This window comes from Rhodocytophaga rosea (genome assembly GCF_010119975.1).
Lineage (GTDB): Bacteria > Bacteroidota > Bacteroidia > Cytophagales > 172606-1 > Rhodocytophaga > Rhodocytophaga rosea.
Genome location: NZ_CP048222.1, coordinates 3,504,158 through 3,517,217, shown reverse-complemented (window position 1 = coordinate 3,517,217; position 13,060 = coordinate 3,504,158). Strand labels below are relative to the sequence as shown.

Below are 13,060 nucleotides of genomic sequence, written 5' to 3'. Positions count from 1 at the left end.
TGAAGGTATGTATCAGACTATTCGGTGCGTAAACTTTTAATTGGATTGGCTAATGCTGCTTTCATCGCCTGGAAACCAACTGTAAACAGGGCGATAAGCAAAGCGAGGATGCCAGCGAAAGCAAATATCCAGATGCTCAATGGAATACTGTATTCGAAGTTTTGCAGCCATTTATCCATCAGCCACCAGGCAAGCGGCCAGGCAATCAGGTTTGCAATCAGTACCAGCTTGAGCAGATCTTTAGAAAGTAGCGTAATCAAATTTCCCACCGAAGCCCCTAATACTTTGCGGATGCCGATTTCTTTGGTCCGCTGTACGGCCATAAAGGAAATTAAGCCATACAAACCAAGGCAACTAATAAAAATGGCAATCCCTGAAAAAATCCGGAAAAGCTGGTACATTTTTACTTCTTCCCTATAAAAGTTGGCAATGATTTCATCCAGGAAGGTGAATTCAAAAATAGTTTCAGGATACACTTTCTTCCACACACCTTCAATTTGAGCAATGGTATTCCGCATATTTGTAGGCTCGATTTTAACACCTGCCATCAGGGGATTCTTTCCCCTATGCATGATCACACCAGGAATATCTTCTTTAAAAGACCTGGTATGAAAATCTTTCACTACCCCAGTTATGGTATGTGGCTTAGGCCCAACCCAGCCTATGGTTTTTCCGATGGCTTCTTCCGGGGTGCGTATATTCATAGTTTTCAAAACGGCCTCATTTACCAGCAAGTCGGAGGAATCGGACGTAGGACCTAAATTTTTTCCAGCCAGTAATTGTAATCCAAAAGTTTCCAGGTAGGTATGGTCAATCACAATTTCCTGCACATAGTACTCTTTGGTCGGGTCATGGCCTTCGAAGGTAAATTTACTCCACCAGCTATTATCACTGGAAGGAGCCATTAACGCATAACTTATTTTTTGTACGCCTGGAATTTGCTCCAGCTGGTTACGCAAAGCCCGGCTGGTTTCCACCGGATTATCCGGAAGAAAAGGAATAGTTATAATAGCTTCTTTGTCGAAACCCAAAGGACTATTCCGGAAATAGTCAAGCTGCCCGGATACCACCAGGGTGCTGATAATCAGGATCTGTGTAATGGCAAACTGTACCACAATTAAGGTCTGGCGTAAAGGCAGCGCTCCTTTTATCGGTGATACAATTTTATTCTTTAAGGCAGTGACCGGTTTGAATCTGGATAGCATCACAGCCGGATAGATACCTGCCAGCAAACAGATTGCTCCAGTAACAATGACCAGGAAAGCGAGCAGCGATAAATCTTTGAAAGGATTATATTCAATATTGAGGTCAAGAAGAGTTTGTAAGCTGGGCGTTAACAGATATACTATGGCTACTGCCATTCCCATCGCTAATACACTAAACAGGGCTGTTTCTGATAAAAATTGCCTGACCAGTTCAAAACGGTTGGCACCTAATACCTTCCGTACGCCTACTTCTTTGGAGCGTTTTACAGATTGAGCGGTAGATAGATTGATGAAATTAATGCAGGCTGTAAGTAGGATGAATACGCCAATTAACGATAAGCCGCCCAGGTTTTCTTTCGATACTATCCGGTTGCTTAGATTATTAAACTGCTCATCGAAATGCATATTAAGCAAAGGCTGCAATATATGTGTACGCCGGCTGGCTTCCAGGTCACCCATATGCTTTTTTTCGAAGGCTGGAATCTTTTTTTGCAAAGAGGCCACATCTGTCCCTTCACGTAATAAAATAAGATGAGTCGTACCTCCGGAAAAGCTGATCCAGTCGTTAAGGTTGCGTTTTGTAGTGGTTTTAAAACGCTCCCAGGAAATAAGTATTTTAAAAGGGATGTCGGTATTGGCAGGAAAATCTTCCAGAATACCGGTAACTTGTAGGGTAGAACTGCCACTGATTTTAACAAATTTACCCACCATATCTTCTATACTTGTATGAGAACCAAAATATTTCTGACCAATACTTTTGGTTAATACTACGGTGTTAGGTTCAGAGAGGGAAGCTTTAGGATTTCCGGCCAGCCATGTGGCATCCAGTATAGAAAAAAAGGCAGGTGCTACATAAGCGATCCCTGTTTCTTTATATAGCTGATCGCCAACTGTTACCTGTCCTTCATCCCGGAAAATGGCTGTGGTGGCTTCTTCTACTTCCGGGAAATCTTGCTTTAATGCTTCTGCCACCGGCAGTGGTGCCCCACTGGCAAAGCCTCCACTAAGAAACTTGGTGTTTATCCGGTAAACTCGGTCGGCTTTGCTATGAAATGTATCATAACTCAGTTCATACCTCACGACCAGAAATATCACCAGGCAGCAAACAATACCCAATGCCAGACCTGATATATTAATAAGAGAATACACTTTATTCCTGGACAAGTTCCGTACACTTGTTTTCAGATAGTTATTAATCATGGTAGAAAAGTTTATAGGATGGAGCGTATGAGTTTTTTGTTTAAAAGCGAATGGCCGTAAATAGCCAAGTACAGCGAGCACATATTCCCTCCTGGCCTGGGAAATGCCAACTTCTTCTACCTGTTCTTCAAATAATTCCTGCAAATCACCCCCAATTTCCTCCAATAATTCATCTGGGCACAAACGTTCCAGGAGCTTAGCAGCCCATTTTGGTGGTTGAGGGAAGTGTGAAGATTCCATGTCAGCAGGAGTTATTCAGATCGCAGATTTTTTGCCGGATTGATTCTGGCAGCTTTAATACTTTGGAAACTCACTGTAAAGAAAGCAACCAAAATAACCACTCCAGCCGTCAGGATAAACGCCCAATCTTTTATATCTACCTGATAAGGATAGTTTTGAAGCCATTGTTGCATGGCATACCAGGCAGCTGGAAAAGCAAATAGAAAAGAGAAACTCACCAATTTCAGAAAATCCCAGGTTAGCAATTGTACAATACTTGTTACCGAAGCTCCTAATACTTTGCGGATGCCAATTTCTTTCGTCCGCCGTTCGGCAGATAGGGTAGCCAGGCCAAACAAACCGATGCAGGAAATAAAAATGGTAAGTACAGTTCCGAAGAGAATGATCTGTTTCCATTTAGCTTCGGCTTCGTAGGCTTTCAGGTTTTCCTCGGATTTAAACTCGTAGCTGTATGGATTGATCGGAAATAATTGCTTATAGGTTTTTTCAAGATGGTTCAGGCTGCTGGTTTCGGTACCTGGTTTGATTTTGATAAACGCCATGCCATAGCCATTTGACGGTTTCATGGTGAATAGCTGCGGTTTAATTTCTGTATTTAACGCTTCAAAATGATGGTCTTTTACTACGCCAATCACTTTGTATTTTTGATTGTTATCATACCAGAAATTCACTTCTTGCCCGATAGGATCTTTCCATTCTGCTTTTTTAACAAAAGTTTCATTCACCAGCACCGACTGGGTAGAATCGGCAGGAAAATCAGCAGAAAAATTGCGTCCCTGAACAATAGGTATGTTGAATAAGGGCAGATACGCCTGATCTACCGTTTCATACTTGAAGTTGATTTGAATATCTCCGTTAATTTTGGCAATAGTATACCAGTTTCCTCCATTTTTTGGCGCTACTTCCACAAAAGCGGGATTTTTTAATAATTCCTGCCGGAATAGCTGGGCTTCTTTAGGCGTTAAATTTGATTTACTGATACCAATTACATTCTTATCATCATACCCTAATTCTCTGGTGGTTAAATAATTAAATTGGGAATAGATGGTGAGAGTACCCATGATCAGAAAAGAAGCCAGCGAAAATTGAAGTATTACCAATATCTTCTGCAGATAATTTTTGCCAGAAAGTTTAAAGCGGCTGTATAAAGTCTGAACAGGATTGTAGCTGGATAATACGACCGCAGGATAAAATCCGGCGAGTAATCCGGTAATCAGGAAAAGGCCAATGTAACCCAGTACTAATTTAGCATCGAATAAATAGGAGAGCGCCAGGGCTTTATTGGAAAGCTGATTAAAAGTAGGAAGCGCCAATTGAACCAGCAGAATGGCCAGCACAAAGGCTATAAAACACAACACAAACGACTCGCCCAGAAACTGTATCATCAAGTGCGTTCTGTCGCCGCCTATCACTTTCCGCACCCCTATCTCTTTGGCCCGTTTCAGTGAACGGGCTACGGTCAGATTTATAAAATTGATGCAGGCAATGAGTAGAATGAAAAGTGCAATACCAGATAAAATATAAGAAAACATAGGATTGCTGCTGTCTACCAGTCCGTTTTGTGCTGGTAGTTCTTTGTTCAAGTGCATATCGGTAAAAGGTTGTAAGGCATACACGGTTTTATCTTTCATGCCGAACCTTTCGGCTATTATCCGCATGCCTTCTTTCGCATCAGCCTGATATACCCGATCCATAGTAGCCTCTACGGATTTTATATCTGCACCTGACTGGAGTACCACAAACGTGTTTAAAAATGAATTGAACCAGTTTTCCTTATTGGCTATCTCATCGTTTTTTACAATGATTGGCAATAATACATCAAACTTAATGGAGGAATTCTGAGGACTTTTTCTGGCAACTCCTGTAACGGCATACGGTTCAAACTGGCTGTTTGAATCGTAAGAATCTTTGAGTAGAAGTGTTTTACCTACCACATCTGTGCTGCCAAAATGCTTTCTGGCCATATCCTCTGAAATCACTACCGAAGGAGGCTCCTGTAAAGCAGTTTTAGGATTGCCAGCCAGCAGAGGAAAAGTAAATACTGAGAAGAAATCAGGATCGGTCAGAAATACTTCCTGGCTATTAATATCATTCCCTAGTTTTATATCTCTCCGGTGCGACTGAAAACGGACAAAGGATTGAATTTCGGGTACACCACTTGCAAAGATAGGTCCTTGCAGGTATCCTGTATTACTATCTTTAGATTCTGAACTGTTCCCGGGTTTAATAAATTTTTTAGTGATCCGGTAGATATTCGGGTTGTTGTCATGAAAGCGGTCATAGCTGACTTCATCTTTGGTATAGAGGAAAATAAGCATACAGCAGGCAAGGCCTAAACTCAGACCGGAAATATTAATAATTGAGAACACCCGGTTCCGCTTCAAATGCCGCAAGGCAACCGTTATATAATTCTGAAACATAGTTGTATAATTTGTCGATGGATAGATTTTAGGTTGATGTTTAAAAGCAAATGGCTGTAGATACCTGAGTACAGCGAGCATATATTCTTTTCTGGCCTGCTTTTCCCCGATTTCTTCTACTTGTTCTTCAAATAATTCCTGCAAGTCACCCCCGATTTCTTCCAGTAATTCATCCGGACAGCGCCATTCCAGCAGTGTGGTAGCCCATTTTGGTGGTTGAGGTGATTTATGATAGTGGTTCATGGAGAATAAATATTGTTAAGCCTGCTAATCCTTAAATCCTGGTTCCAGATTAAATGATGTTTTAGGTAACATCTCCCACATCTGGTTGCGGGTATCATGAATCTCTTGCAGGATGTGTTTTCCGGCTACCGTGACAGTAAATATTCTCTTTCTGCGGCCTCCTCTGGACATGGTGGCACCTCCCATATGAGAGTTGACCAGTCCTTTGTCTAATAAGCGGTGCAAGGAAATATGTACGGCAGCAATGCTAACCGAGCGGCCAGAGAGCTTCTTTAACTCCTTGGCTACCGATACGCCGTAGGCTTCTCCATTGAGAATGGCAGTAGTGAGTAATACCAGTTCTTCAAATTCTCCCAGGTAGGCTTTTCGCATCTGAAAAATGATTTGTTTAAATTTTGTTAATCAAATCATTTGCCAATGCCAAAAAACGCCTTTAGGAACCATGGAAGGCACTTTTTCTAAAAAATAGGTAATTAAAAACTGTCCGGAAACGGACAGTACTTGTGCGGTTTTGTTGTGGTGTTTATCAGTAAATATGTATTATATACCTTGATTTAAGTCCTCACATAGTGGGCACATTTGGTAATCATTTGCGATATTTTATTTTTCTACTGCTGGATGGCGGATTTTCATATGTTGAATTAATCCTGCTTCCAGATTGTACACATGAAGAATTTTTCCATCAAGGAGAATATTGTCTGATAAATCCTTTACCACTTGATCAACTTCCACTATAATTCTTCCCTTTTCATCTTTCTGGAAACTAACCGGCTGGACACTAGGATTTACCATTGTCCATTGCCTCAACCAATAGGCTTTTACCTGAGCATGCCCTTTTACATAACCGCCTTCCATTCCATTCGGCCAGTCTACATCTGGGCTCATTAGGGTGAGTACACGATCAACATCGCGGACATTGAAAGCTTGATAAGCAGCCTGCAGGATTTGTTTCTCTTGTGAGCTAACTGGTGAATAAGCAGCGTTGGACTTCATAGTATGATTCATTTAAAAGGGTGATACAGTTAATCTTCACACAAACGGATTATCACCTACATAGCTCTATAAAGCTTTCTTGAAATTCATTTATTAGTTGCTGGGAATAAGTTTCTGCTAAGTTATCCACGTGCGAATCCGCACATGAGCTCTAATAGAACGCACATTTTTCAGTAAAAAATTGAAGGAATTGTTACATTAATAATCTGACTTTCAGATTATTAATGTAATGGCACAGCCTTTGGATAGATAGAGAGGAAAATAAGCAATTTTATGAATACTGATCGGCCTCTCGAGCAAAGTGTAATCCGCAAAACCCAGATGAAAAGAAGTGTACAATGGCTGGGAGCTATTGCTATCGCTTTGGCTGTTATATTCTGGTTTGTGGCCTGGGTTTCTCCCTCTGTGCAGCGGACTCAGATTCGTACGGCCAAAGTAGAAAGAGGTGATCTGGAAGCGACTATTACTGCTACCGGCTTGGTGGTTCCTGAATTTGAGCAAGTGATTTCCAGTCCTATAGATACCCGTATTTTGAGGATTCTGAAAAAAGCTGGAGATACCATTCATCCGCAGGAACCTATTCTACTGCTTGATCTGGAAACAGCTATGCTGGCTTACGAAAAAGTAAATGACCACCTGGCATTAAAAGTAAATCAGCAACATCAACTCAGGGCTACGCTTGAGAACCAACTCATCAAAGTGAATAGCCAGATTAAAGTGAAACAACTGGACCTAGCCGCTAAAAAATTAAAAGTAGAGCAAAACGAACCGCTGTATCATTCCAAGTATATCTCCAAAAGCGATTTCGATGCTATTGTGCTGGATTACAAATCCGCCCAGGAACAATTACATGAACTGGTAGAAACCAAAAAGAATCTGGAATCTACAGAAAAATTGCAGCAGGAAGGTGTAGACCTGGAAATCAAAATATATAAGAGTGAAAGAACCTTACTGAAACAAGAACTGGAGCTGGCCACTACCAAAGCTGAAAAGGGAGGTATCCTGACCTGGGTCACGTTATCAGAAGGCGCTACCATCCGCAAAGGCGATGTAATTGCCAAAGTAGCCGATTTGCATACCTACCGGGTAGATGCCACCATTTCAGATATTCATGCCAACCGCCTCACTACCGGCATGCCAGTCCGGGTGAAAATCAATGAAAAATTCCTGAATGGCACTGTATCTAACATTCTACCGACTATCGAAAATGGCATTGTACGGGCACAAATCACCCTGGAAGATAAATCGAATACGCTTTTGCGCTCCAATATGCGGGTGGATGTATATGTGGTAACAGCTTCTAAACAAAACGTGCTGAAAGTGAAAAAAGGCTTGTTTGCCAGCACCGAAGGTAAATCTGAAGTATTTGTGATCCGGAATGGAAAAGCAGAAAAAACGGTAATTACTCCCGGTATTTTCAATTTTGATTACCAGGAAATAGTAAGCGGCCTGGCTGAAGGAGATGAAATCATCATTTCCGACATGAGCCAATTCGCACACTTAAAAGAATTGAAAGTAAAATAGCCTATAGTTGGCCTAAACATAACTCGCAACAAATTATATACAACACATATTTATGATCCGCTTAGAAAACATCGAAAAAGTATACCGCACTGATACCCTGGAAACAGTAGCTTTATCGGGAATTAACCTGCATGTAAAAAAGGGAGAATTTATTTCCATTATGGGTCCTTCCGGCTCCGGTAAATCCACTTTGCTCAATATTATGGGCTTACTGGATACGGCTTCTCAAGGAATGATCAGCCTGAATGAACGTCCGATTCAATCGCACAAAGACAGTGATCTGGCACAGATCCGCAACCGGGAACTTGGGTTTATCTTCCAGAAATTCCACCTCATTAATGATTTACGGGCGGTGGATAATGTGGAGATTCCCCTACTCTATCGCAGTATGTCGAATCGTGAAAGGCATAAACTGGCTGAAGATGCTTTACAACGGGTGGGTTTAATTTCCAGAGCCAAACATTTTCCTTCCCAGTTATCTGGTGGACAGCAGCAGAGAGTGGCAATTGCCAGAGCGATTGTAGGAAAACCCAGCATCTTGTTTGCCGATGAGCCTACCGGAAACCTCGATAGCCAGATGAGCGAGGAGATTATGGAAATATTGAAAGAGCTGAACCGCAAGGAGCAAACCACGATCATTATGGTTACCCACGATAAACGCATGGCCGACATGACCGACCGCATTGTTCGTATTTTCGATGGCAGACAAGTAGCGTAATTCTGGAACCTGGATTCATCGGATTAAAGGATTCTTGGGATTATTATTTTCACTTAATTCCTAATCCTGCAACTCCAATATTCTGTGTAATCCAGGTTCCAGACAAAAATTCACTCTAAAATATTCCGGTAAATCCTTTAATCCTGCAACTCCAGGTTCCAGACAATTATGTTAAGAAATTATTTATTAATCGCCACGAAAGTACTTATGCGGCGCAAGTTCTTCACTTTCATCAGCTTGTTTGGCATCAGCTTTACACTGGTGGTGCTTATGGTAGCCACTGCCATGCTCGACAATATATTTGGTTCGCACGCACCTGAAATAAAAACAGACCGCACACTTGGAGTGTATTTTATGCGGATGCATAATGATGAAGGTTTTAACATGAATGGCCCACCAGGATACAAATTTTTAAATACCTATGTACGCACTTTGCCTGGTGCTGAAAAAATATCCATACACTCCGTAATGCAAGGAGTAGATATCTATAAAAATGGTGAAGCGTTGCCTCTGTATCTGAAGTATACCGACGGCGAGTTCTGGAACATTATGGAATTTGAGTTTATAGAAGGCCGTCCTTTAACAAGCGACGATGAAAAGAATGCCAATGCTGTAGCCGTAATTAACCAGGCTACCAGTCGGCAGTTATTTGGTGAGGGATCTGCGTTGGGCAAATCAATTGATGTGGGTGGCAGGAATTACCAGGTGGTAGGTGTGGTGAATAATGTTTCTATCCTGCGTTTTACTTGTTTTTCTGATGTTTGGGTACCCATTAGTACACAGCCTTCTTCAATTTATAAAGATAAATTCATGGATAATTTTATGGCGAGTATTTTAGCAAAGAGCCCTGATGATCTTCCGCTTATTAAATCTGATTTTGCTGCTATGCTCACCAAAGTAGAATTGCCAGATAAAAACCTTAATAAACTCCAGGTAAATGCGGATACTTTCTTCGAAACCATATCCAGGCAATTGCTCAGTGGCTCTGACCAGGATAACCGTTCCGGAATGATGATTACTATTATTATTTGTATTATGATCTTATTTATGATTTTGCCTACTATCAATCTGGTAAATATTAACATTAGCCGCATTATTGAAAGATCCTCAGAAATAGGAGTACGCAAAGCGTTTGGCGCCTCTTCCAATATACTTGTGGGCCAGTTTATCGTGGAAAACCTCTTGCTCACCTTAGTAGGTGGTATAGTAGGCTTTATGTTATCTTATTTTGTGCTACAATATATTAATCAGCAAGCACTGATTCGCTATGCCGACCTGCAACTGAATGTGCGCATCTTTGGTTACGGATTACTTACTATTGTATTCTTTGGCTTACTATCCGGCGTATATCCGGCCTGGAAAATGTCTAAACTTAACCCGGTTGATGCACTGAAAGGAGGCTCCAAATGATACGGCATATATTTAAACTCATCTGGAACCGCAGAAAAGCCAACTTTCTGATCATGACGGAAATATTCTTTTCTTTTATCGTACTCTATGCCGTAGTGACCATGGCCGTGTTTTATCTCGATAATAAAAAAGATCCTTTAGGTTTTACCTACGAAAATCAATGGGTTGTAGAAATAGATACAAAAGGGAGTAGCAATATAAGTAAGTTAGCTTCATTCCGTCAGCTCTTTGCTAATCTGCGTACCATGGACGAAGTAGTGTCTGTATCCGGGATGTCCATTACTCCATTTAGTTCAAATAACTGGAATGGTTCTACTTCAATTAAAGGAAAAAGGTACGATTATGAAGCAACAGGCGGAACTGATGACCTTGTGCAGACGCTCGATTTACATATAACCAGAGGCAGGTGGTTTACGCCGGATGATGGGATGAGTAATAAAAACCCGGTTGTGATTAATGAACATTTTGCCCAGGCCGTTTTTGGCGCAGAAGATCCTATTGGTAAACCTTTATTTGATCTGAATAATACTGATAAACCTACCGAAATTGTTGGCGTGATTACTAACTATAAGAAGGATGGTGAATATGCAGCGTCTACCAATTTTTACTTCGAGCGAATGACTTTGCAGGATACAACAGGCCGCATTCCTGAAACCCTGGTGATAAAAGTTCGTCCCGGCACCACGGCTCAGTTTGAGGAAAAGCTATCCAGATTATTACAAGGCACTGTGAAGGAATGGACGTTTAGCGTAGAATCACTCACCCGTGAAAGGGAAGATAAAATCAGTATGTACATTACTCCACTGATTGTTGCCAGTTTAATCGCTGCCTTCCTGATTGCCATGGTAGCCTTGGGTTTAATAGGCATTATCTGGCAGAATGTAATGGGCCGTATCAGCGAAATTGGCTTACGCCGGGCAACAGGTGCTACCAAAAAGGATATTAACTGGCAAATTTTAGGAGAACTACTGATGATAACCAGCTTAGGAATGCTGGCTGCATTAATACTGGTGATACAATTTCCGATTCTGGGTGTGTTGAGTTTTGTATCTACGAAAGTGTACATAATTGCACTTTTGATTTCGGTACTATCTATTTATGCAGTAACTGTGCTATGCGGCATTTATCCCAGTATGCTTGCTACCAAAATTCAGCCCACCGAAGCCTTACATGCGGAGTAAGCGATTGAGAGAATGAGTGATTGAGTGATTGAGTGATGTTTAGGTATTATACTGTATTCAGTATGTACTTAAATATCTATCATGGAAAAGGAAAAATTCAATGAAATCTTCAGGCAACGGACAAAACAACTATCCGTACGTATTATTAAAATGTATGCTAAATTGCCAAAAACGGATGAGTTAATAATTGTTGGAAAACAACTTATACGTTCTTCAACATCAGTTGCTGCCAATTATAGAGCAGCATGCAGAGCCCGGTCGAAAGCAGATTTCTTTGCTAAAATGAGCATTGTTGTAGAAGAAGCAGACGAAACATTATTCTGGTTAGAGATCCTAGAAGAGACAGAAATGGTACAAGCTACAAAACTGACAGAGCTCAAAAAAGAAACGTTGGAACTATTATCTGTCTTTGCAAAAGCAAGAAATAATATAACTTAACTAATCACTCATTCTCTCAATCACTTACTTCCTCCATGCAAACTGTTCTGATTGTTGACGACGATGCCTCTGTATTGGTATCCTTAGGACTGGTGCTCAAACAGGCTGGTTATGGAACACGTACCGCTAAATCTCCTACAGATGCCATGGCTGTGCTGAAAAAGGAAAGAATAGATCTGGTATTGCAGGATATGAATTTTTCCAGGCAAACGACTGGTAATGAAGGAATGGCTTTATTGCAGGAGATCAAAACTACTTTTCCAGCTATACCAGTGATTCTCATTACCTCCTGGGGAAGCATTTCTCTGGCCGTTTCTGGTATGCAAGCCGGTGCTTCTGACTTTATTACCAAACCCTGGACCAATGAGCAAATTGTACAATCAGTGCGTACGGCTTTGAAACTGGCCAGTGTTGATGTACCACTCAAAGCTTTTTCAAGGGAGGAACTCGATAAACAATATGATTTTTCAGGTGTAGTAGGCCGTGATCCTAAACTGCTTCAGTTATTACAAATCATTGGCCGGGTGAGTGCAACAGATGCTTCTGTGCTGATTACCGGCGAAAGTGGTACTGGTAAAGAAGTAATAGCAGATGCTATTCATAGAAATAGTCTGCGCAAAAACAGGCCACTGGTAAAAGTGAATCTGGGAAGCATACCTTCTACTTTGTTTGAAAGCGAATTATTTGGCCATGTAAAAGGTGCCTTTACGGATGCCCGTGCTGACCGTAAAGGCCGTTTCGAGGAAGCACATACCGGTACTATTTTCCTCGACGAAATTGGCGACCTGGATTTTAGCTGCCAGGTAAAATTATTACGGGTATTACAGGAACGGACCTTTGAAGTAGTAGGCTCCAACAAAAGCCGTAATGTAGATGTGCGGGTGGTTTCAGCTACCAATAAGAACTTAATGGACATGATAGCCAGAGAAGAATTCAGGGAAGATCTGTATTACAGGCTTAACCTGATTTCTGTGCATCTGCCAGCATTACGGGAACGCCGGGAAGACATTCCTTTGCTTGCCAGACATTTTTTACAAATGGCTGCTAAAACCTACCGCAGAGACAATATGGAACTGAGTGAAAATGCCCTTCGCTGGCTGCAATCCCGCACTTTTCCCGGCAATATACGTGAACTCAAACATACTATTGAACGGGCAGTGATTATGTCACCAGGACAAGTATTACAGGCGGATGATTTTAACCTCGCCAATGCCATTCAGCCGGGTACGCCGTCCAAAGATAATTTGCCAGAAGTAGGCACTATGTCGCTGGAAGATATAGAAAAAGCCATGATTCTAAAGGCCATTACCCATCATGCCGGCAATATCAGTAAAGTAGCAGAATCCCTGGGCATGAGCCGCTTTGCCTTATACCGTCGCCTCGAAAAATTTGGAATCAGGGTATAAGCTTCCGTTACCGGTCAACTCACCTTAATGATCTCAGGAAAAGCCCTTCAGAACTGCTTGTAAAAAACCTGGATTAACCATT

The 13,060-nt window shown here is 41.5% G+C and carries 10 protein-coding genes; 6 read left to right on the top strand and 4 right to left on the bottom strand.

Annotation, left to right across the window (positions count from 1 at the left end):
- Positions 1–17: 17 nt before the first annotated feature.
- The 4 genes from GXP67_RS14735 to GXP67_RS14720 form a co-directional block, all read right to left on the bottom strand.
- Positions 18–2,645, bottom strand: a complete 2,628-nt coding sequence (locus GXP67_RS14735) for an ABC transporter permease (RefSeq protein ID WP_162443821.1) — start codon at positions 2,643–2,645, stop codon at positions 18–20.
- Positions 2,646–2,656: 11 nt separating this feature from the next.
- The gene (locus tag GXP67_RS14730; protein ID WP_162443820.1) at positions 2,657–5,308 is read right to left on the bottom strand and encodes an ABC transporter permease; all 2,652 of its coding nucleotides are present in this window, start codon (positions 5,306–5,308) and stop codon (positions 2,657–2,659) included.
- Positions 5,309–5,332: 24 nt separating this feature from the next.
- On the bottom strand, positions 5,333–5,680 hold the full coding sequence (locus GXP67_RS14725; protein ID WP_162443819.1) for a PadR family transcriptional regulator: 348 nt from the start codon (positions 5,678–5,680) through the stop codon (positions 5,333–5,335).
- Between the two features lie 228 nt (positions 5,681–5,908).
- Entirely contained in the window at positions 5,909–6,301 is a 393-nt protein-coding gene (locus GXP67_RS14720) for a nuclear transport factor 2 family protein (protein ID WP_162443818.1), read from the bottom strand.
- A 273-nt stretch (positions 6,302–6,574) separates the two neighbouring features.
- Here GXP67_RS14720 and GXP67_RS14715 point away from each other — a divergent pair, with 273 nt between their 5' ends.
- The 6 genes from GXP67_RS14715 to GXP67_RS14690 all read left to right on the top strand — a co-directional run bounded on the left by GXP67_RS14715 (position 6,575) and on the right by GXP67_RS14690 (position 12,978).
- Entirely contained in the window at positions 6,575–7,825 is a 1,251-nt protein-coding gene (locus tag GXP67_RS14715; RefSeq protein ID WP_162443817.1) for an efflux RND transporter periplasmic adaptor subunit, read from the top strand.
- A gap of 52 nt (positions 7,826–7,877) precedes the next feature.
- On the top strand, positions 7,878–8,543 hold the full coding sequence (locus tag GXP67_RS14710; RefSeq protein ID WP_162443816.1) for an ABC transporter ATP-binding protein: 666 nt from the start codon (positions 7,878–7,880) through the stop codon (positions 8,541–8,543).
- Between the two features lie 168 nt (positions 8,544–8,711).
- The gene (locus GXP67_RS14705) at positions 8,712–9,953 is read left to right on the top strand and encodes an ABC transporter permease (protein ID WP_162443815.1); all 1,242 of its coding nucleotides are present in this window, start codon (positions 8,712–8,714) and stop codon (positions 9,951–9,953) included.
- The gene (locus tag GXP67_RS14700) at positions 9,950–11,134 is read left to right on the top strand and encodes an ABC transporter permease (RefSeq protein WP_162443814.1); all 1,185 of its coding nucleotides are present in this window, start codon (positions 9,950–9,952) and stop codon (positions 11,132–11,134) included. Before GXP67_RS14705 ends, GXP67_RS14700 begins: the two co-directional genes overlap by 4 nt.
- An 81-nt stretch (positions 11,135–11,215) precedes the next feature.
- Positions 11,216–11,572, top strand: coding sequence for a four helix bundle protein (locus GXP67_RS14695; RefSeq protein WP_162443813.1), 357 nt, complete (start codon positions 11,216–11,218; stop codon positions 11,570–11,572).
- Positions 11,573–11,607: 35 nt separating this feature from the next.
- Entirely contained in the window at positions 11,608–12,978 is a 1,371-nt protein-coding gene (locus GXP67_RS14690; protein WP_162443812.1) for a sigma-54-dependent transcriptional regulator, read from the top strand.
- Positions 12,979–13,060: the final 82 nt, after the last annotated feature.

Coding starts and splice junctions, on each gene's coding strand:
- GXP67_RS14735 (WP_162443821.1), bottom strand. CDS start 2,645: ATGGAATCTTCACACTTCCCTCAACCACCAAAATGGGCTGCTAAGCTC.
- GXP67_RS14730 (WP_162443820.1), bottom strand. CDS start 5,308: ATGAACCACTATCATAAATCACCTCAACCACCAAAATGGGCTACCACA.
- GXP67_RS14725 (WP_162443819.1), bottom strand. CDS start 5,680: ATGCGAAAAGCCTACCTGGGAGAATTTGAAGAACTGGTATTACTCACT.
- GXP67_RS14720 (WP_162443818.1), bottom strand. CDS start 6,301: ATGAAGTCCAACGCTGCTTATTCACCAGTTAGCTCACAAGAGAAACAA.
- GXP67_RS14715 (WP_162443817.1), top strand. CDS start 6,575: ATGAATACTGATCGGCCTCTCGAGCAAAGTGTAATCCGCAAAACCCAG.
- GXP67_RS14710 (WP_162443816.1), top strand. CDS start 7,878: ATGATCCGCTTAGAAAACATCGAAAAAGTATACCGCACTGATACCCTG.
- GXP67_RS14705 (WP_162443815.1), top strand. CDS start 8,712: ATGTTAAGAAATTATTTATTAATCGCCACGAAAGTACTTATGCGGCGC.
- GXP67_RS14700 (WP_162443814.1), top strand. CDS start 9,950: ATGATACGGCATATATTTAAACTCATCTGGAACCGCAGAAAAGCCAAC.
- GXP67_RS14695 (WP_162443813.1), top strand. CDS start 11,216: ATGGAAAAGGAAAAATTCAATGAAATCTTCAGGCAACGGACAAAACAA.
- GXP67_RS14690 (WP_162443812.1), top strand. CDS start 11,608: ATGCAAACTGTTCTGATTGTTGACGACGATGCCTCTGTATTGGTATCC.